Source organism: Oceanobacillus caeni (assembly GCF_042678465.1).
GTDB lineage: Bacteria > Bacillota > Bacilli > Bacillales > Amphibacillaceae > Oceanobacillus > Oceanobacillus caeni.
In genome coordinates, this window is sequence record NZ_JBHTKV010000001.1 from 211,083 (window position 1) to 231,826 (window position 20,744).

The following is a 20,744-nucleotide window of genomic DNA, read 5'->3' on the forward strand; positions in this document are numbered from 1 at the left end:
CCTTTCCTCCCAATTATTTTTAATAAATACGTATAGATACCTAATTAATGTTTCATGCCCACCACATTTCTACAGGAGGTTCTTCGATATTTATAGATTTTAAATTTTTTACTGCTTGTTTGAACCCTTCGTTTATTGACATAATAGGATCCTCATGTTCAATACTAATTACATAATCATATCCATAGGTTCTTAATGCGCTCACAATGTTGGTCCATTCTTGCAAACTATGACCATACCCAACAGAACGAAAAGTCCATGCCCTTGACTGTACGTCAGAATAAGGTTGCATATCCGTTAAGCCATACATGTTTACATTGTCTTGATCGATATACGTATCCTTAGCGTGGAAATGATGAATGGCATTTTCTTTTCCTAATATTTTAATCGCTCCAACGGGATCAATGCCTTGCCACCATAAATGACTTGGGTCAAGATTGGCACCAATAGCATCATTGGTTGCTTCCCTTAGTTTAAGTAAAGTATATGGTGTATGTACAAGAAAACCTGCATGTAATTCAAGTCCTATTTTAACACCATGATCCCTCGCTAATTGCGCTTGTTCTTTCCAGTATGGTATTAATCTTTTTTCCCACTGCCAATTTAGAATATCGGAGTATTCTGTAGGCCATGGAGTTACAGGCCAATTCGGGTATTTTGAATTTTCATTTGAACCTGGGACACCAGAGAATGTATTCACAACAGGAACACCCATTAGTTCAGCTAATCTTATTGTTTTAACGAACGTTTCATGTGATTCTTCCGCATGTTGCCTATTAGGCGAGATAGGATTATCGTGACAGCTGAATGCACTAATCGTAAGTCCTCGTGATTGAATTTTTTCTAGGTATTCCTTTCGTTTATCTTCACTAGCTAGTAGTGCATCAAGGTCACAAAAATTATTACCCGGATTTCCACCCGTTCCTATTTCTACCGCATTTAGTCCTGCATTTTTCACATAATCGAGCATTTCCTCGAAAGTCTTACCAGCAAATAGAACCGAAAATACACCTAATTTCATACCTATTCCCTCCATTAATTTTCTTTTTTATTAAAATCGTACGCTCTTTCCTGATTGACTACTCTCATAGATTGCGTCAATAATCTTTGTTACTTTTAAAGATTCTTCTGGTTTTACAATTAAGTCCGATTCACCAAGACAGCTTTCTATAAAATTTGCAGCCTGTAAAAGACCTGATTTTTCCTTTTCTATATTTGCAGTTGTTGTCATGTATGTTCCATATTTAGGTGTATAGAATTCATAAGGAAATACATTTATTCCCGCTTCTGATCCCGAAATACTTAAATGCGTAGTATCTTCTTTAATATTTGCCGCCCAAGAACATTCAAACAACATAGTACTTCCATTTGTAAAGGTTATGTATGCGGATACGTGATCATCCACATCAAAAGATTCATAGTCAAAAGTACCCCAATCATTGATTTGATTTGGTGTTTTACTAAGGCGATTATACATTTTACCAATTACTTCTACTGGCTCTATTTCCCCTAACAGCCATAGGGACAAATCGAGTAAATGACAACCGTAGTCAATTAAACTACCTCCACCTTGTAGTTCCTTGTTAGTAAAAACCCCCCATCCCGGTACTTTTCTTCTTCTTAATGCTTGTACTCTTGTTACAAGTGGATCACCAATTTCATGAATAGCTTGTTTAGCAAGTTGTCCTTCCGGCATAAATCGGTAATGATATCCAACTGCTAATTGTCTTCTAGTTCTCTTTGCGGCTTCAATCATTTTTTCGCATTCAAAAGTATTCATCCCCATCGGCTTTTCACATAAAACATGGCAACCAGCTTCTAAAGCTGCGATTGTTATTTCCGCATGAAATTTATTTGGGGTACAGATCGTAACAGCATCAACTACTTTGAATAGATCATGATAATCCTGATAGACATTAGGGATATCATATTTTCTTGCTATCTCATTAGCACGCTCTATATTCACATCTTGAACAGCAAATATAGTTACTTTATCTTTTAATGAAAGGTAGGCGGGAATATGCCGTGAGACAGCAATTCCTCCCGCTCCAATAATTCCCATCTTTAATTTATTCATTTCATTCACTTCTCTAATTTGTAAATAGTTTTTGTATTCACTGATTCTATTGCTGCTAGAATAATGTCTAATGATTTCATTCCTTCTACCCCATCAATTAATGGTTCCTTATCTTTTACAATGGAATCAATAAAATGATCAATCACATGGGACTTTGATTGCCCACCGTCTTCATTTGATTGTATTCCATCAAGTTCATATCTAACCGTATCCCCATTCTTATATTGCACGATTAACGAATATCTCGGATCATCTTCTAAACGTAAAATAGCCTTTTCTGCATAGATCACTGTTGAATTATCTTCTGCAGCCGTATAAGCCCAACTTGCGGCAAGGGTTCCAATAATACCGGTATCTGTTTTTAAAATAAATACAGCATTATCATCAACATCCGCATTTTCTTTTGCACTAGTTTCAACAAACGCACCGACTTCTCTAATCTCATCGCTTAATAAATAACGAATTAGATCTGCCTTATGTACACCCAAATCACCCATAGCACCGATAAATGCTTGGTCTTTCTTGAAGAACCAACTTCCCTTTCCTTCAGCGCTCCAACTTTCAGGTCCAGCGTGTCCAAAAGCGGTACGGAAACTATAAATTTTCCCAATTTCACCACTTTCAATAATTGCCTTTGCTTTTTGATGAGAGGATACGAATCGTTGATTATGTCCAATCATTAGTTTTTTATTATTTCGTTGCGCCGCATCAATCATGTCTTCTGCTTCAGATCTAGAGGTTGCCATTGGCTTCTCGCATAAGACATGACACCCCGAGTCTAGTGCCTTTATCGATACAGGAGCATGTAAATAGTTTGGTAAGCATACACTTACCGCATCTACCTCTTCTAATTCAAGTAATTGTTCATAATTTGTATACGGCTTAGCATTATACTTTTTCGCAGCTTCCTTAACCCTTTCTTCTACAATGTCACAAACAGCTACAATTTCTACATTAGGATTTTCATCATACTCTGGTAGATGACGATTCTGTGCAATGCTTCCAGTTCCTATAACAGCAATACGTACTTTTCCCATTATCTCATCCCCTATTTATCTAAGTTTTCTATTGGTTTATGATTTCCATAAACATGTGTCGGTGTATTTTTATTTTTAGCCCATCTCACACCATTTTTTATAACTTGTTTAATATCTTCGTTATGATAGGTTGGATAAGTCTCATGTCCAGGCCTAAAATAAAATATCTTTCCTCTTCCACGTTTAAAGGTTGCACCACTTCGAAATACTTCCCCACCCTCGAACCAACTTATAAAAATTAATTCATCCGGTGTAGGAATATCAAAATGCTCTCCATACATTTCTTCTTTTTCAAGTTCTATATATTCCCCAATACCTTCTGTAATCGGATGAGTCGGATCAACAACCCATAGACGTTCTCTTTCATCCGCTTCACGCCACTTTAAGTCGCAGCCTGTGCCCATTAACTTCTTAAATACTTTAGAGAAGTGCCCAGAGTGTAATACAACTAAGCCCATTCCATCTAAAACACGTTGCTTCACTTTTTCAGCTATATCATCTTTTACTTCTTCATGCGCTTTGTGCCCCCACCATACAAGAACATCAGTTTCTTGTAGCAATTCATCTGTTAAACCATGTTCCGGTTCATCAAGTGTTACGGTTTTTACATTCATCCCATCCTCCCGTAAAAATGTGGCTAATGTTTCATGGATTCCTTCTGGATATACTTCTTTTACAGCAGGGTTTTCTTTCTCATGTCTATATTCATTCCAAACTACTACATTCATTTTTAAGTCTCCTCTCCTAAATAAAGGCAAACGTTTGCATTTATATCTAAAAAATATATATTCTATAACTTTGATACAGATTCTCTTTCTACGATAATAGCCGGTATGATCACACTTTTTCTAAACATTTCTGGATTTTTTATTAGTTCAATCACACTTTTTGCCGCCTCGAATCCCAATTGATAGGTTTGAATATCTATCGATGTTAAAGGTGGAGTAGATAATTTGGAAATAATAGTATTATTAAATGTAATGATACTCATTTCATTTGGTATTTTTATTTCTTTCTTACGTAATGCAGTAATAACCATTAAAGTATGGACATCAGACGAAGAGATGATTGCTGTTGGTCTATCTTTCGTTTCTAATAAAGCGCTTATCTTTTTCTCGGCAATCTCATCCACTTTCATAGGGAATGTCAAATAATGTTTATCAGGAATTTTTAATTCATGCTTTCTTGCCGCAATATCAAATCCGCTCATTCTATCTTGCACAACCTGATACTCTGGATCATCACCGATAAAACAAATTCTCTTATGTCCACAATTAATTAAATACTCGGTTGCATCCGTTCCTGCTTGAACATTATCATTATCCACATACATAATTCGATTTTGTTCTTTTGTTGGCTTTCCTATAACAACAAATGGAATTCCAGATTCAAGTAAATATGGAACAACTGGATCATCTTTTTTTGAATATATCACTATAATTCCATCTACACGTTTACCCATTACCAACTTTTTTACTTCATCAAAAATAGCCTCTTCAGAATTACCTGTAGTAAGTAAGATACTGTATTCTTTTTCATTACATTCCGCACTAATTCCTCTTAACAATTCTGGAAAGAAAGGATTCTCCAAGGTTTGACTTGCCGAGTGTTTCATTACAATACCAATAGTTTGTGTTGACTTTTGAACCAATACTCTTGCATTTAAATTAATATGATAGCCCATTTCCTCCATCACTTTTCTTACCCTTTTTTTCGTCTTTTCACTAATTTTATTGCTATCTGATATTACACGGGACACAGTTGATGGAGATACATTAGCCTGTTTTGCTACATCTTTTATTGTAACTGACATTAAAATCTCATTCCTTCATTAATTACTATTTATCCATTATATACTAACATTTCCTTTGCATCGCATAAATATAGTTTATTTTACCGCACCGTCAGTTACCCCTTTAATAATTTGCTTTTGAGCGAAGAAGTAAACAATAATTATTGGTATAATAGCTAACGTTAATCCTGCAAGCGCTAAATGCCATTGTTTCGTATATTGCCCAAAGAAAAAGAACATATTTAGCGGAATTGTTGCATTTTCTGCACTCAGTACAAGTGATGGAAGCAAATAGTCATTCCAAATCCAGATAATGTTCAAAATCATAACCGTTACAGAAATTGGTTTTAACATTGGAAAAATAATTTTCCAAAATATCTGCCATTTGTTTGCGCCATCAATTGTTGCTGCCTCATCCAACGAAGCTGGTATACTTGCCATTGCTCCGTGATATAAAAAAATGGAAAGACTACATCCAAATCCTAAATACATAAAAATTAGACCACCAGGATTAAGCATATCCACTTTACCAAAGAGCGATATAAGCGGAATCATTACAGATTGGAATGGTATTAACATTGCTGCAACGAAAACCATAAATAAGCCATTACTTATTTTACTTTTATTTCGAGCCAACGCATATCCAGCCATAGACGAAAATAATATGATTATAGTAACACTGACCAGAGATATAAATAAGGAATTCATGAATGCATTTACAAAATCTAAGTCAATAAATGCTTGCTTAAAGTTTACAAATGTCCATTCCTCAGGTAAACCTAATACATTAGAAAATATACCTTTTTTTGTTTTAAAAGAATTCACAACCATTAAATAGAACGGGGATAACCATAATAAAGCAAGAAGAATACCAATGGTTCCAATAACCAATTTATTTCTCCTTTTCTTCTTCATTATAAATCAACCTCCCGTTTCTTATTATAGTAAACCTGTGTTAATGCAACTACAGCGACAAGAATAAAGAATATAACAGCCTTGGCCTGTGCATATGCCATATCATACTCCTTAAACGCCGAGTTATAAATATTCATAGCTACCATTTCTGTTGATCGAAATGGTCCACCATTTGTTAGCGCAAGGTTTTGATCATAAAGTTTAAATGCATTAGATAATGTCAAAAACAAACTAATTGTAAATGCCGGTGCTACTAGTGGGAATTTAACATTCCAGAATCGTTTAAAGCTATTTGCTCCATCCATTTCAGCAGCTTCTAATAACTCCTCTGGAACACTTTCCAAATATGCAATATAGATAATCATAATATATCCTGCGTATTGCCAAACATTTAGGATGACCATTCCCCAGAAACCTGTTTCTGAAGTAGATAACCAACCACTTAATGCTTCAATTCCTAACGCATTACCAAATGCGTCAAATGCACTAATGAAGATAAATTGCCAAATAAATCCTAAAATTAACCCTCCTATCAAGTTAGGCATGAAAAATACTGTTCTTAAGATATTACTTGATTTTATCTTTTGTGTAACCAGCAAGGCTAAACCCAATCCAATTATATTTACTAAAATGATAGAGGCAACAGCAAATTTAATCGTAAACCAAATTGAACTTAAGAATGCTTCATCCTGAAATAATTCCGCATAATTTGCAAGTCCCATAAATTCTGTCGCTTTTAAACCGTTCCAATCAGTGAAAGAATAGAAAAAACCATAAATAAATGGTACAAAAACAACGAGTGCTAATGAAAGTAACGTTGGTGTAAGAAATAGCCAAAATGATACACTTCTATTTTTCATTTATAACAACTCCATTCGAAAATCAAAAACTTTGAAAGATGGCAACCAACAATAATGGAATTCTTATTTTGTTGGTTGCACATATTACATTACTTTCTATCTTTTTCCCATTCTTCTTTGGCTTGTTCTAGTACACCGTTCCAATCCATATCGCCACTAAGATAGCGTTGGAAATAAACTCCTATAACATCCTCATTCCAACCAACAGGGGTTCCAAGGAATGTCCAACCAATCGTTTTTCCTTGTTCCGCATAGCTATATACTGCTTTTGATAGGGGATCAGCAATTTGCTCTGTATCATAACCTTCATATGCAGGGATAAACTTAAATTCATTTAGCACCATTTCTTTACCTTCATCTGAGGTATACATCCAATCCAAGAAGTCCTTTGCAGCTTGTATCTCCTCATCACTACTATTGTTATTTACAACCCAGTATTGAGGTACACCAACAGGCAAATGACCTTCTAGACCTTCCACGGGCATTGGAATCATGCCAATATTGTTTTTGGCAAATTCACTATCCATTTGTTCAATTGTAGGATATACCCAATTCCCTTGCTGAATTATTGCAACCTTCCCTAAAGAAAATAATTGTTCCACTTGTTGTGAATAGTCTAGACTTAATACCGGTTGAACAGAGTACTCACTTTGTAAGTCAAGCATTCTCTTCATTTGATCACCATACTCAAAATCGACTGTTTTTGCTTCATATGCCTTTGTGACATCGTTATCAAATTCTGGTGCAATATACGTATTTGCTAAGTGGTTACCCATTACCCATAATTCTTTTGCAGGAAAAGCAAATACTGCATCAATCCCTAAGTCATCTTTTTTACTATCTAATGTTTTAATAGCACTTTCAAGATCGTCAAAGGTTGTTAATTCATCTGGATTAATTCCCGCTTTTTCAAAAATCTCCTTGTTGTAAATCAGTCCATATCCTTCTTGGGCATAAGGAAGACCTAGAATTTTGTCCCCTTCTGTTACACCATTAAGCGTTCCTTCTAAAGCGGCTTTTGCTGCCGCTGTATCTGATAAATCTGTTAAATAATCATGATATTCTTCTACTTCTGTTGGACCACCAACGTTGAAAATATCCGGTTCATTTCCGGATGAAAACTGTGATTTTACTGCTGATGCATAACTATTTCCTCCGCCAACCGTTTGAACATTGATTACTACATCAGGATTTTCTTCTTGATATTTTGCTATAAGGTTTTCAAATTGTTCTTTGAACTCAACCTTATACTGGAAGACATCTAAAGTAACTTTACCTGAACCACCATTACCTTCTGATGCAGTTTTGTCATCTGAAGAACTGCAACCGGCAATAACAATTACTGTTAAAAAAGTAACGATTAAAAAGATTTTTGATAAAAACTTCCTTTCTCCCATTTCCTCACTCCTTATTTTTTTCTTTCTCATCCTTGATAACGGTTTCATTATTTTAACAAAAAATAGTTTTATAGATTTCTTTTCTAGTAATTTGTTAAAATACTCTTGTTATCGAAAGATAGGGAAAACGTTTGCATGATTATATTAACACACTATATCTATATTAGGCAAGAGTATTTCATTTATTTATATGTCATTACTACCTATTTTCTACTAACATCTCTATTACATTGCGAACGTTTATTATGTTATACTGCTTAAATTCCGCTAGAAAAAATTTTACATTCATTATAAAGAAGACTTCCATCAGTGGGAGTTTCTCTCATCTACTACTGATGGTTAGTTGCACTTATCCCCCATCTTCTTTGTTCCCCAGAAGCTTGAGGTAGGCGTCTTACCGACCGTTTAGATGGGATAAAAAAAAGACCAAAATCCTATTTCGGCCTTAATATCACTTAAATTATGGTTTAACAACTTTTAACTTCGCTTTAAACACAATTCGATTATTTTTCTCGTTGATACCTTCCACATAAACCTGATTATCATGTAATGTAACATCTTTCTTTAATAAAATACTTTCACCAGGCAGTGCTTCATGGATAAAATTCACTTCAATTGACATTACATCGTATTTTTTATGATCATTTATATCAAAACAGTCCATAATGTAATCAATGTATTTAGAATTATTCAAATGTCCATTAAAATCAACATCACTATAACCTATTGTTTTTGTATAGACGGTTTCCACTTGCTCATTATGTTTTAATTTGCTAAAAGTATCCTTCATTGCCCTATCTACTTTAGGAGTTGGAAATGAGAATGGAATAGATTTTGACCTTTTTAATTTCCTTTCCTTCAAATCTATTATCACCCAAGACGAAATAGCCCTTATAATACTTTTCCCGTCTTGATCCCGTACAATGTAATCACGATCAAAGTTTAATTTTCCGGGTTCTAATGGCCACGTTTCTATTATTATTTCTTCTCCCCAGCTAGGTAAGCGATCTACGTCCACACGAATTTTCGTTAAAACCCAAGCAAGACCATTCCCTTTTTGTAACGTATCAATTCCAAGTCCTAAGTCTGATGCGGCTAGACTTGCAATTTCTTGAAAATAACTAAATAACGCACTCCATTTCAGCTCTTTTTTAAAATCAACATCGCGTAGATCAATATGATATTTACTCGTAAATAATGATTCAGACATTCTAAGTACTCCTTATACTAAATTGTAAGTTTAATTCTATCACAAAATGCAATTCCAATTAATAAAGACACCCCTTAGGAGTGTCTTTAGTCAAGCAACAAAAATAAAATATAAAATAAATAACAAACTCAGTACGTACATAATCGGGTGAATCTCTTTGGAACGTTTTTGAGCAATTAACGCCAATGGATAAAGTACAAAACCAAATGCTAGTCCCATCGCAACACTTGAAGTAAGAGGCATCATAATAATCGTCATAAAGGATGGGATAACGACTTCTAAGTTGCTCCAATTAATATTCTTAATTCCCATTGCCATTAATGCCCCGACAATGATTAGCGCAGGAGCCGTTACCTCTGTTGTAATGACAGACAGTATTGGAGAAAAGAATAAAGCAATTGCAAAGCATAGTGCAATGATTACAGATGTAAACCCTGTTCTTCCACCAACCGCAATCCCGGCCGATGATTCCACACTTGTTGCCGGTGTAGAAGTTCCTAAAATTGCTCCGACCGCTCCTGCAGAAGAATCAGCTAACAATGCACTCCCGATTCGAGGGATTTCGTTATTTTTCATTATCCCCGCTTGGCTAGTTAAGGCAATTAATGCTCCTGCTGTGTCAAAAAATGCCACAAATAAAAAAGTAAAAATAACTGCTAACACGTCCGGTGTAAAAACTTCATGTAAATTTTCAAACACTACACCGAATGTTGGCTCAAGACTAGGGATGGATCCAATAATGGAAGTCGGCATCTTTACTAAACCAAAAATGATGCCAATGATTGTAGTGATAACCATCCCATAAAAAATCGCCCCATTGACATTTCGAACCATCATCACGATAGTTAATACAAGACCTGCAACAGCAAGTGCAGTCGTGGGGGTAGTTAAATTTCCTATTGTAACAAAGGTATCTGGATTTCCTACAATTATTCCAGAATTTTTCAATCCGATAAACGCGATGAAAAATCCAATTCCTGCAGCTATGGCATGTTTTAAATCTTCAGGAATCGCATTAATAATTTTTTCCCGGATTTTCAATAAACTTAAAATCATAAAAATAATACCTGCTATAAATACACCAGTTAAAGCTACTGGCCACTCTATTCCCATCCCAATACAAACGGAAAATGTAAAAAAGGAATTCAATCCCATACTCGGTGCAATGGCAATCGGATAGTTGGCAAGCAATCCGATAAGTAAGGTTCCAATAATAGCAGTTAGAGCAGTTGCAGTAAATACAGCTCCCCTATCCATTCCTGCTTGACTTAAAATGAGCGGATTTACCACTAAAATATAAGCGACTGAGAGAAAGGTCGTTATTCCTGCTAGTGTTTCCTGTTTATAAGAAGTTTTTCTTTCTGTAAACTGAAAGAAGTTTTTCATGATGACGATCTCCTATTCTGGTGAATTGACCTTGAATAGCTCATACATTTAACTTTCCACAGCCATTGCTTTTTATGACATTATTAAAAAGCAAAAAAACTTTGACCACAGCATGCCAAAGTTTTATCTAGAAATGAAAAAATATACATATTTTCACTCCTTGTAGACAGGCTATTTAAAGGTAGCTGGTAGAAACGTTCAAGCCATATTCTTGAACTTATACAAGGCGATAACTATTATTTTATATAACAGATGAAATGATAACAAGATTATGCCATTACGTCAATTGGGAAAGCTCATTAAAATTTCATTTGAATCCTTATTTCTAATGAGGTTCATTGACTTTATACCCAAAAAAAGCAAACTCACAAAAGAGTTTGCTTTTTCAACTAACTTGTTACGATTTTTATCCTTTTAACCTTATATTTATCCATTTCATCAATGATAAATTTATATCCATCGTGTACGATAGAACTACCTACTGTAGCTTCCATATTTTTTGAAAACACCCATCCTCCAATTGTTTCTACTTCTTCATTTGGAAGATTGATGCCCAGTAGTTTGTTCAAATCTACCAATTTTAATTTACCAGAAACTACTTTTATTTTTTCATTTACTTCTTCAATCTCTGGTAATTCATCCTTATCAAACTCGTCACGGATATCTCCTACGATTTCTTCTAATATATCTTCTACCGTTACAATTCCCGACGTACCTCCGTATTCATCATGTACAATAGCCATATGAATCCGTTCTTTTTGCATTTTTGAAAGAAGTTGTCTAATAGGAGTTACCTCAGGTACATGAATGATGGGGCGAATTAAATTCTCTATTGATACGGATCGATTACCTTCTAAATGACTTGTAAAAACTTCTTTTATATTAACAAGACCAATGATACTATCCTTTTCTCCGTCTGCCACTGGATATCTAGTGTATTGGGATTCTAGAATAATATCAATGTTATCTGTTAAATTGTCTTCCTTGTAAAAGCAAACCACTTCATTTCGTGGTACCATAATCTCTCTTACAAGCGTTTCATCGAAGTCAAATATATTATTTACATAGGTCATTTCAGATAAATTGATTTCCCCATTTTTATAACTATCCGTCACAATCATTCGAACCTCTTCTTCCGAATGTGCTACATCGTGTTCTTTTACCGGTTTAAACCCTAAAAGTTGAACAAGCAACCTTGCCGATCCGTTTAATAACCAAATAAACGGATACATTATTTTATGAAAAAGAATAAGAGGTCTTGCAAATAACAATGTTACAGATTCCGCCTTTTGTATGGCGATAGTCTTTGGAGCTAATTCCCCGATAACGACGTGTAAAAATGTAACAAGAAGAAAAGAAATTAGAAAAGATATGAAAGTAGCGACTGTTCCATTAATACTTAGCCCATTAAATACCGGTTTTAATAAGCGTGTAACGGTTGGTTCACCTAGCCAACCTAACCCAAGTGCTGTTACCGTAATACCTAACTGACAGGCTGATAAATAATCGTCCAGATTATCAATTAATTTCTTTGCATAAACCGCACTTTTATTTCCCTTAGCTACCAACTGATTAATTCTAGTCGTTCGTACTTTCACAATAGCGAATTCGGTTGCTACAAAGAATGCTGTTAGCAATATCAATATAGCAACCAAAAACAAGTTAACAATATCGTCCAATTAGTATCCTTGCATCACAAGATACAAGGATTTTCACCTCCGTGATATTCCATTTTTAATATCTGGCATAATCGATTGTGATTCAAAACATAAGGTAAAACAAATGTTAATGAATCACAGTTGAAACAATTAAACTGATTTACCTTCCCATATGAATCACCTACCTTATTAGTTATATTATATTTATTTGAGGTGTAATTGTCTACATTCTACGCCCATAAACTTCACCTAACTTTCTTTAATTAACGTAAAAAAGCATTGTCCAGAGTTTAATCACTCTAGGCAATGCTTTGATTGTATATTTATTATATTTTCATAACTCCACCCGTATTAGCTGAAGTTACCAGAGCGGAATAGCGACCAAGCCAGCCTTTTTTCACTTTAGGTTCGAACCCTTTCCAGTTCGCCTTACGTTCTTCAAATTGTTCATCGGAAATTTCTAATGTAATTGTGCGTTTATTTAGATCAAGTTCGATCATATCGCCATCTTCAACAAAGGCAATTGGTCCCCCTTCAGCCGCTTCTGGAGAGATATGACCGATAGAAATACCCCGTGATGCACCTGAGAATCGCCCGTCTGTAATTAGACCAACCTTAGCACCTAGACCACGACCTACGATTTGTGATGTAGGAGCAAGCATTTCAGGCATTCCCGGTCCACCTTTAGGTCCTTCGTAGCGAATAACGACAACATGTCCTTCTTTCACTTCCCCGGACTCAATTTTTTCCATCGCTTCTTCCTGTGAATCGAAGCAAATAGCTGGACCTCTATGGTAGCCGCCAACCTTAGGATCTACCGCACCAACTTTGATAATAGATCCATTTGGGGCTAGGTTCCCAAATAATACCGCAAGTCCGCCACGCTCTGAATACGGATTTTCCAGTGTATGAATAACATCTGTATCCATAATTTCTGCGCCTTGTACTGTTTCACGAATGGTCTTAGTTGAAACACTTAGACAGTCCCCATTAAATGCACCTGGCTTTTTAAGTAGTTCATTAATAATTGCACTAATACCACCCGCCCGATGCAGATCTTCAATATGATGGTCAGATGCTGGAGCAAGTTTAGCAAGATGTGGAACACGGTTAGCAACTTCATTAATTCTCTCAAGTGGATAATCAACATCTGCCTCATGTGCTAGAGCCAGCGTATGTAATACTGTATTGGTTGAACCACCCATCGCCATATCTAATGCAAACGCATTATCAATAGCATCTTTTGTAACGATGTCACGTGGTTTAATATCTTTTTTAATTAATTCCATTAATTGTTTCGCCGATTTCTTAACAAACTCTTTACGTTCTTCAGAAACAGCTAAGATAGTACCATTTCCTGGAAGAGCTAGTCCTATTCCTTCTGCTAAACAGTTCATAGAGTTTGCAGTAAACATTCCTGAGCAAGAACCACAAGTAGGACAAGCATTTTGTTCTATTTCTAATAATTTAGCTGCATCAATTTTACCAGATTGATAGGCTCCAACCCCTTCAAAAACAGAGGTTAAGGATAGAGGATTTCCTGCGCTATCCGTTCCAGCTTTCATCGGTCCTCCACTAACAAAGATTGAAGGGATATTAACACGTAAGGAAGCCATTAACATTCCCGGAGTAATTTTGTCACAGTTCGGAATACATACCATTCCATCAAACCAGTGTGCATTTGCTACAGTTTCAACTGAATCGGCAATGATTTCACGACTTGGTAGGGAATATCTCATCCCAATATGGCCCATTGCAATCCCATCATCAACACCAATGGTATTCATTTCAAATGGGACTCCACCAGCTTCTCGAATTGCTTCTTTTACAATTTTCCCAAATTCTTGTAAGTGTACATGTCCCGGAACAATATCTATATAGGAATTAACAACTAAAATAAATGGTTTACCGAAGTCTTCCTCTTTTACCCCTGCAGCATGAAGCAGGCTTCGATGAGGTGATCGATCGACACCCTTTTTAATCATGTCACTGCGTAATTCTGCCACTATAATCCCTCTTTCTAAAACTTCTATTAATTAAAGTTTTTAAACTTTTTCCTATTTTAACACTTTTGACGTAATAAGTGTAGGGGGAAAATTTCAATTTTTTCAATAGAATTCAGGATTTTGTCGAAAATTGAATTAAGCTATCTATAATAATATTATGGTTGAACCGAATCTTATCGTTATACAGTCTGCTAATATGATAATCTAAGCCAATTACTAAAACCTTTTTGGTGTGATATTGGCTTAGACTATCTTCTATATGTCAACGTGAATTTCAGCTTTGTTGATTCCTTGGCTTCCAATCTAGATCCCCATCATCTTCAATAATGCCGATACCTACATCAGCGATATCTGGATCTTTTAAAACATCTTCTGTTACTCTCATTTTTATATCATCTGCTTCAGCTAAAGAAAATCCTTGTCGTAACTCAATTCTTGCCTCTACATGATAATATCTACCCTCTTGAAGGATTCGCATCTTATTAATATCTGTGACATCTTTATCATCCAGTATTATTCCTGTAATTCTTTCCTCAATATCCTTTGGAGCGGCTATCCCAATTAATCCAACCATGTTATCGTAACCCACTCTAAAAGCGACACCGATCATTAATAATCCGATTAATATGGTAATAATTCCATCAATGAGTACAAAATTTGTTAAAGATATTACGACAACTGCGATAAGCGCTAGGGCTGCACCAGAAACCGCAACTAAGTCCTCATAAAACACTAATCTTGTTGGCGGAGCAGCCCTGCCAACATTTTTAAAAGCACCTGTTACAATGCCTAACCCTTTAGCATCTGCACGCGATTCTACATTAATTTCTTTCATTGCCTTCACTAAAATGGATCCATCAATGATAAGATTTAGTACTAATACACCAACATTAATCCAAAAGCCACCTCCCGCTTCAGCAGGATGTTGTATTAAATGCCAACCTTCACGAATAGTTTCGTAGGCCATAATCGTAACTACTATGACGGCAACCATACAGAAAATATTGATAACTCTTCCAAAGCCAGTTGGAAACCTTGGTGTCGGTTTCTTTTCAGATAGAATACTTCCAATATAAACAAAACCTTGGTTAACTGCATCTGCTGTAGAGTGCATTGCGGAGGCAAATAAGGCACCACTACCGCTTATGGTCCCAGCAAAGAATTTAGCTATAGCTAAGACCGCATTACCTATTGCTGCAATTAACGATGACTTATTTCCTTTTTTGATTAAGCTTTTAAAGGATTCTGAATCATTTCTAACCAAAACATTCACCCTCTTATATCAAATTACTATTTAATATTTGAAAAAAAGAGGAAATTAAACGGTACATCGCAATAATGCTGCATTTTATTTTTTAGATTTAGTCAGAATATGATAAAGACTAGAAGGATGGTTAAATAGCACGTCCCATAATTCTGCATAAGGAAACGTATTTTACAAATCATAATAGTGATGTATGTTTACGACTTATTTTTTACTATGTGTATTAAATCAAGGGTAGGCATTCATGAAGATTCGTTTTAGTTATTTGTTTGACATCACAATGGGAGGATAAAATATTGAACAATGAAGACGTTATAATTAAGGAATTAAACGCATACTTAAAGGGAGAGTTTATGGGAATTCACTCATATGAACATTACATCCAGCAAGTGTCTGATCCAGAAATCAAAAAGGAACTACAGCGCATTCAACAGGAGCATAAGAACCACGCTACAAAAATAGCAGAAAGAATACAAAACCTTGGCGGAAAGGCCGTCGAGGATAATGGGATCATGCTTTCCATAAGAGAGGGAATGATGAACCTAAAAGGTTTTCCTGATACAGTAGAAGAAATCTTAAAGGAAGCTATTGATGGACAAGAAAAAGGATTGAAAATGGCTGAAGAAATTGTGCGGGGCGACATCGATTTAGAAAGTAGGCAAATTGTAGAAGAAAACTTAAATGAGGACAGAGAACATATTAACCAATTAAACGACCTCATACAATAACAATAGAAACTACGTAACTAGAACAGAAAATATCAAGGTATAGGGAAAGGGGTCTATTCTTTCCCTATACCTATCATAATCTTCACGATATAATTTATCTTAATTCCCTAAAATATATACAATTATATAAAGTAAAGGGATGGTAATAATACATAAAGCAGTTGTTAAAAGTACTCCCATAGACGCAAAGTATGTATCTCCCCCATATCTTTGCGAATAAAGTGAAATCGTCGGGGCAGAAGGCATACCCGAAACTAAAACAGCAATTAAAAATACTTGAAATGGCACAGGTAAAGCTGCGAAGGGTAGTAAGAGTAATGGGATTATAATAAGCCTGGTTAGTGACGATTTCCATATATAAGTATTTTTAATTAATAAAATAAAAGTACTATTTTTTACATTTGCAATTAATATACCAATAAGCATCATGGAAAGAGGAATGGTCATTTTCCCAACACTCTCTAACCCAACTGATACAACTGTAGGCCACCTTATTGGTAACAAAAAAATTACCAATCCTGTTAAAGTGGACAGGATCCCCGGATTTAAAAATATTTTTTTCCAATCGATCGATTCCTTACTTCTACTAAATAGATATATTCCATATGTCCATATAAGGACTAAATAACAGATATTAAAAATGGTTAAATAAACGACTCCCTGCTCTCCTAAGAGAATATAACTGACCGCGTAACCAATAAACCCTTGATTCCCAAAAATAATCAGACCTTCATAAACACTCTTTTGTTTTTCGGGAAGTTGAGAGCTTTTTCTCATCCAATATGCTAAAAAACAAGAAATGGCAAGAATATATGCGGACATCATAATAAACCACATAAATTCTTTTAGTAAGGTTGCAGAAAAGGAAATATCTAAAGAGTACAAAATAAGGGCGGGCAAAGTAATATATAAAATAAGTTGTGTTAGAACATCATTTGCATTCTCATTTAAGACTCCGATTTTCCTTACGATAAACCCTAGGATAGCAACTCCATAAAGTACTAGCATTTCTTGCATAAATGCGCTTAGAGACTCCATAATTATCCCCTCCGCTTTACTATATGAAATAGGAGGCGGATGGTTAATTAAATCATGAAAGTTATATGTAGATGCAAGCCAATTTTAAATTTGATTATATTAGAAAAGCATATTTACTTACCACAGCATTTTTTATACTTTCCCATTTCCACATAGACATGGGTTATTTCGAACTACATTGACTGCATTCACAACAGGCTGATTGGTTGAACGCAATTTCGTAGACTTCAATTTTGCTTTGTTACTAAACTTAGGTGCTTTTCGTTATTGTTTGTCCCTACGTTCTTCCAAAGCGTCTAGCTCTAACGTAAAATCATTCCCTCCCTACTCATTGGACTAACATCCTTCACATTCTTTAGAGTAAAGGGGATTTTTTTCGGAAACTGTTAATTAACCTGCTATTTATAATTTAAGTACAATTTTAATATCCTTAAACCGTGATATTTGTTTATGCTTACTATCCATGTTCATTAACCTTATTGGGGTATTGGAGTTAGACCACGCATTTGTATGTTAAATCAGCTATCTGATATAATTTAATAAAGGTGGTGGTCTTTATGTTAAAATAGCCAAATAATGAGCCTCCAATCTTTTCAAATACTTTCCAGCACTTTCGGAGAAACGGATTTCAAACATTATCTTCACCGGCCTCGAATACTTCATCAAAAGTAGGTATTCTCCTTTTGAATACTCTTCCATTGGTTTTTCTATATTCTGTTTTAATTCAACATCCAAAGCCACCTCTTCATCTTGTTGTTTGTAATTATCTGTAAAAATCATATCACATTAAATCTTAATATTCAGTAAAAAAAAGGTACTAATCTACTTTTGAAACAATTGTAAAGGTTTAATATTTACTTCCACCCTTAATTTAGAATTAAATCGGTATATCGTGGTAAAGTAACATTAAATACATAAAGAAAGGCAGGTGATGCCCTATGACAACTAACAGACAACCCAATAGATTAATCGATGAAAAATCACCCTATTTGCTTCAACATGCATATAATCCAGTAAATTGGTATGCATGGGAAGATGAAGCATTTGATAAAGCGAAACGAGAAGGTAAACCTATCTTCTTATCTATTGGGTATAGTAGTTGCCATTGGTGCCACGTAATGGCCCACGAATCATTTGAAGATGAAGAAGTAGCAAAAATCTTAAAAGAAAATTACGTATCCATTAAAGTGGACCGTGAAGAACGCCCTGATATCGATTCTATCTATATGAAGGTTTGCCAAATGATGACTGGACAAGGTGGTTGGCCCTTAACCATTTTTATGACCCCAGATAAAGTTCCTTTTTATGCTGGGACATATTTTCCAAAAACAAGCAAATACGGGCGTCCGGGTTTGATAGAGGCATTAACACAATTATATCAAAAATACGTGGAGGATACGAACCATATAACAAGTGTTACTCAAAGTGTTACCGATGCCTTAACACGCTCCATCACTCCTAAAAGTAATAATCGACTTACAAAGGAAACATTAGATAAAGCCTATGAACAACTGGCCAAAGGTTATGATTTTACCTATGGAGGATTTGGGGAGGCACCAAAGTTTCCGATGCCTCAAAATCTTCTTTTTCTATTACGTCATTACTATTTCACTGGAAATACTGCTGCCCTTAAGATGGTGGAAAAAACCTTAAAGGATATGGCTGCAGGAGGAATATGGGATCATATTGGATATGGGTTTGCCCGATATTCGACAGATGAAGAATGGCTCGTTCCACATTTTGAGAAAATGCTTTATGATAATGCATTGTTATTAATGGTTTTCACTGAATGTTACCAAATAACGAAGAACCCATTCTACCGACAAATCTCAGAACAAATTATTACTTTTATTAAGCGAGAAATGACGAGTAATGAAGGTGCTTTTTATTCAGCAATTGATGCGGATTCGGAAGGTGTCGAAGGTAAATATTATGTCTGGGATTATGAAGAGATTTTTGATATTCTGGGTCATGATTTAGGTGGGCTTTATGTAGATGTGTATGATTTAACACCAGAAGGGAATTTTGAAGGAAAAAATATCCCGAATCTCATTGATCAAGATTTGGAATACGTTGCAAGGGAAATTAACTTACCATTAGATGCTTTATTGAAGCAATTGGAAAAAGCTAGAACAAAACTATTGGAAAAACGGGAGCAACGTGTCTATCCACATGTTGATGATAAGATTCTGACTGCATGGAATGGTTTGATGATTGCTGCATTAGCAAAAGCCAGTCGGGTTTTTTCCAATCAAGAATATAAGAAAATGGCAGAAAATGCGATGGAATTTGTTGAGGAAAATCTATTTGTTAAGAATCGCTTAATGGCAAGGTATAGAGAAGGCGAAGCAAAATATAATGCGTATATCGATGATTATGCCTTTCTTTTATGGGCATATATCGAGCTATATGAAACAACCTTTTCTAAAAAACATTTAAAACATGCACATTTTCTTTCGGAACAAATGCTAGAATTATTTTGGGATGAAGAACATGGCGGCTTTTATTTTAGCGGAAAAGATAGTGAGCAACTAATTGCAAAAGATAAGGAAATTTACGATGGTGCGATTCCATCGGGAAATAGTGTTGCAGCAGTAATGCTTACACGACTAGGTTATTTATCTGGGAACACTTCATATCTTGATAAAGTAGAGGAAATGTATTTTACCTTTTTCAATGATGTAAATAGAATGGCTTCCGCAAGTCCTTTCTTTCTCCAAAGCCTACAACTGATGGAATACAAAACAAAAGAAGTTGTCATACTAGGTAAAAAGGACAACGATAAAGGAATTCATTTACTAAAAGAAGTTCAAACAGAATTTTTACCAAATGTTGTCTTCCTTTTCGGTGAAGCACCTGAGAATTTTTCGGAAGTTGCACCATTTGCTACAGCGTACAAGCAAATAGATGATGAAACAACCGTTTATATTTGCGAGAACTTCGCTTGTAGACAACCAACTACCAATATAGAAAATGCGTTAAAAGCAATTAAGAAAAAGTAACGTTTTCAATAGCGTTACTTTTTTACATAAAAGCGAAATCCAATCGTCAAAAAGATAAATCGGCCCCCATATAAAAATCCCCGTTACACTCCTATTAGAAATGTAACGGGGATATATATTTTTTATCTATTGGCAAAAAATTCTTCTGCCTTTTCTAAAAACGTTTCTTGATCCGGTGTTAAATCGTATTCTTCTTCTATTGCTGAAACAGGACAAACCGCCTTGCAAGCACCACAGTCAATACAAATATCTGGATCTATGTAAAATTGGTCTGGACCTTCCTCTATACAATCAACAGGGCATACACTAACACATTCGCCAGCCTTTTCTCCCCTACAAGGATCTAATATAACAAATGCCATTTATGTCTACCT

The 20,744-nt window shown here is 35.2% G+C and carries 18 protein-coding genes and 1 riboswitch; of the genes, 2 read left to right on the forward strand and 16 right to left on the reverse strand.

The features are described from left to right. Nucleotides 1–52: 52 nt before the first annotated feature. From ACFQ18_RS01075 to ACFQ18_RS01135, 13 genes are all read right to left on the reverse strand, one after another. Nucleotides 53–1,021, reverse strand: coding sequence for a sugar phosphate isomerase/epimerase family protein (locus ACFQ18_RS01075; RefSeq protein ID WP_204797651.1), 969 nt, complete (start codon nt 1,019–1,021; stop codon nt 53–55). Nucleotides 1,022–1,051: 30 nt separating this feature from the next. Then, nucleotides 1,052–2,077, reverse strand: coding sequence for a Gfo/Idh/MocA family protein (locus tag ACFQ18_RS01080; protein ID WP_047184783.1), 1,026 nt, complete (start codon nt 2,075–2,077; stop codon nt 1,052–1,054). Nucleotides 2,078–2,082: 5 nt separating this feature from the next. After that, entirely contained in the window at nt 2,083–3,114 is a 1,032-nt protein-coding gene (locus tag ACFQ18_RS01085; RefSeq protein ID WP_060668004.1) for a Gfo/Idh/MocA family protein, read from the reverse strand. Between the two features lie 11 nt (nt 3,115–3,125). Next, nucleotides 3,126–3,842, reverse strand: a complete 717-nt coding sequence (locus ACFQ18_RS01090; RefSeq protein ID WP_047184785.1) for a ThuA domain-containing protein — start codon at nt 3,840–3,842, stop codon at nt 3,126–3,128. Nucleotides 3,843–3,904: 62 nt separating this feature from the next. Next, nucleotides 3,905–4,927, reverse strand: a complete 1,023-nt coding sequence (locus ACFQ18_RS01095; protein WP_047184786.1) for a LacI family DNA-binding transcriptional regulator — start codon at nt 4,925–4,927, stop codon at nt 3,905–3,907. Between the two features lie 75 nt (nt 4,928–5,002). After that, the gene (locus ACFQ18_RS01100; protein ID WP_047184787.1) at nt 5,003–5,821 is read right to left on the reverse strand and encodes a carbohydrate ABC transporter permease; all 819 of its coding nucleotides are present in this window, start codon (nt 5,819–5,821) and stop codon (nt 5,003–5,005) included. After that, on the reverse strand, nt 5,821–6,681 hold the full coding sequence (locus tag ACFQ18_RS01105; RefSeq protein WP_047184788.1) for a carbohydrate ABC transporter permease: 861 nt from the start codon (nt 6,679–6,681) through the stop codon (nt 5,821–5,823). The genes ACFQ18_RS01100 and ACFQ18_RS01105 overlap by 1 nt, the downstream gene beginning before the upstream one ends. An 89-nt stretch (nt 6,682–6,770) precedes the next feature. Then, a complete protein-coding gene (locus ACFQ18_RS01110; RefSeq protein WP_060668003.1) occupies nt 6,771–8,078 on the reverse strand; it encodes an ABC transporter substrate-binding protein in 1,308 nt (435 codons plus the stop codon). Nucleotides 8,079–8,538: 460 nt separating this feature from the next. After that, complete coding sequence (locus ACFQ18_RS01115) at nt 8,539–9,288, reverse strand: acyl-[acyl-carrier-protein] thioesterase (protein ID WP_047184790.1); 750 nt, start codon at nt 9,286–9,288, stop codon at nt 8,539–8,541. A 90-nt stretch (nt 9,289–9,378) separates the two neighbouring features. Beyond that, nucleotides 9,379–10,674, reverse strand: coding sequence for an NCS2 family permease (locus ACFQ18_RS01120; protein WP_047184791.1), 1,296 nt, complete (start codon nt 10,672–10,674; stop codon nt 9,379–9,381). A 143-nt stretch (nt 10,675–10,817) separates the two neighbouring features. Further along, nucleotides 10,818–10,919, reverse strand: a riboswitch (purine riboswitch). Nucleotides 10,920–11,063: 144 nt separating this feature from the next. Beyond that, complete coding sequence (locus ACFQ18_RS01125) at nt 11,064–12,353, reverse strand: hemolysin family protein (RefSeq protein WP_240473213.1); 1,290 nt, start codon at nt 12,351–12,353, stop codon at nt 11,064–11,066. 305 nt (nt 12,354–12,658) lie between these two features. After that, complete coding sequence (ilvD, locus tag ACFQ18_RS01130; RefSeq protein ID WP_379565525.1) at nt 12,659–14,338, reverse strand: dihydroxy-acid dehydratase; 1,680 nt, start codon at nt 14,336–14,338, stop codon at nt 12,659–12,661. Between the two features lie 274 nt (nt 14,339–14,612). Next, the gene (locus ACFQ18_RS01135) at nt 14,613–15,602 is read right to left on the reverse strand and encodes a cation diffusion facilitator family transporter (protein WP_128715679.1); all 990 of its coding nucleotides are present in this window, start codon (nt 15,600–15,602) and stop codon (nt 14,613–14,615) included. A gap of 296 nt (nt 15,603–15,898) precedes the next feature. On the opposite strand from ACFQ18_RS01135, the gene ACFQ18_RS01140 reads away from it, so the two are divergent. Then, entirely contained in the window at nt 15,899–16,330 is a 432-nt protein-coding gene (locus tag ACFQ18_RS01140; protein WP_060668000.1) for a DUF2383 domain-containing protein, read from the forward strand. 99 nt (nt 16,331–16,429) lie between these two features. Here the strand turns inward: ACFQ18_RS01140 and ACFQ18_RS01145 are convergent, their stop codons facing one another. Continuing rightward, nucleotides 16,430–17,368, reverse strand: coding sequence for an AEC family transporter (locus ACFQ18_RS01145; RefSeq protein WP_204797652.1), 939 nt, complete (start codon nt 17,366–17,368; stop codon nt 16,430–16,432). Nucleotides 17,369–17,923: 555 nt separating this feature from the next. Further along, entirely contained in the window at nt 17,924–18,148 is a 225-nt protein-coding gene (locus tag ACFQ18_RS01150; protein WP_060667581.1) for a hypothetical protein, read from the reverse strand. A 158-nt stretch (nt 18,149–18,306) separates the two neighbouring features. Between ACFQ18_RS01150 and ACFQ18_RS01155 the strand changes: the two genes are divergently transcribed. Then, nucleotides 18,307–20,370, forward strand: coding sequence for a thioredoxin domain-containing protein (locus tag ACFQ18_RS01155; protein ID WP_204797653.1), 2,064 nt, complete (start codon nt 18,307–18,309; stop codon nt 20,368–20,370). Between the two features lie 122 nt (nt 20,371–20,492). On the opposite strand, the gene ACFQ18_RS01160 is transcribed toward ACFQ18_RS01155, so the two are convergent. Beyond that, a complete protein-coding gene (locus ACFQ18_RS01160) occupies nt 20,493–20,732 on the reverse strand; it encodes an indolepyruvate ferredoxin oxidoreductase subunit alpha (protein ID WP_060667583.1) in 240 nt (79 codons plus the stop codon). Nucleotides 20,733–20,744 lie beyond the last annotated feature (12 nt).

What these genes read in the sequence shown, in the direction of transcription:
- ACFQ18_RS01075 (WP_204797651.1), bottom strand. Translation starts at nt 1,021, where the DNA reads ATGAAATTAGGTGTATTTTCGGTTCTATTTGCTGGTAAGACTTTCGAG.
- ACFQ18_RS01080 (WP_047184783.1), bottom strand. Translation starts at nt 2,077, where the DNA reads ATGAATAAATTAAAGATGGGAATTATTGGAGCGGGAGGAATTGCTGTC.
- ACFQ18_RS01085 (WP_060668004.1), bottom strand. Translation starts at nt 3,114, where the DNA reads ATGGGAAAAGTACGTATTGCTGTTATAGGAACTGGAAGCATTGCACAG.
- ACFQ18_RS01090 (WP_047184785.1), bottom strand. Translation starts at nt 3,842, where the DNA reads ATGAATGTAGTAGTTTGGAATGAATATAGACATGAGAAAGAAAACCCT.
- ACFQ18_RS01095 (WP_047184786.1), bottom strand. Translation starts at nt 4,927, where the DNA reads ATGTCAGTTACAATAAAAGATGTAGCAAAACAGGCTAATGTATCTCCA.
- ACFQ18_RS01100 (WP_047184787.1), bottom strand. Translation starts at nt 5,821, where the DNA reads ATGAAGAAGAAAAGGAGAAATAAATTGGTTATTGGAACCATTGGTATT.
- ACFQ18_RS01105 (WP_047184788.1), bottom strand. Translation starts at nt 6,681, where the DNA reads ATGAAAAATAGAAGTGTATCATTTTGGCTATTTCTTACACCAACGTTA.
- ACFQ18_RS01110 (WP_060668003.1), bottom strand. Translation starts at nt 8,078, where the DNA reads ATGGGAGAAAGGAAGTTTTTATCAAAAATCTTTTTAATCGTTACTTTT.
- ACFQ18_RS01115 (WP_047184790.1), bottom strand. Translation starts at nt 9,288, where the DNA reads ATGTCTGAATCATTATTTACGAGTAAATATCATATTGATCTACGCGAT.
- ACFQ18_RS01120 (WP_047184791.1), bottom strand. Translation starts at nt 10,674, where the DNA reads ATGAAAAACTTCTTTCAGTTTACAGAAAGAAAAACTTCTTATAAACAG.
- ACFQ18_RS01145 (WP_204797652.1), bottom strand. Translation starts at nt 17,368, where the DNA reads ATGGAGTCTCTAAGCGCATTTATGCAAGAAATGCTAGTACTTTATGGA.
- ACFQ18_RS01150 (WP_060667581.1), bottom strand. Translation starts at nt 18,148, where the DNA reads ATGATTTTTACAGATAATTACAAACAACAAGATGAAGAGGTGGCTTTG.
- ACFQ18_RS01155 (WP_204797653.1), top strand. Translation starts at nt 18,307, where the DNA reads ATGACAACTAACAGACAACCCAATAGATTAATCGATGAAAAATCACCC.
- ACFQ18_RS01160 (WP_060667583.1), bottom strand. Translation starts at nt 20,732, where the DNA reads ATGGCATTTGTTATATTAGATCCTTGTAGGGGAGAAAAGGCTGGCGAA.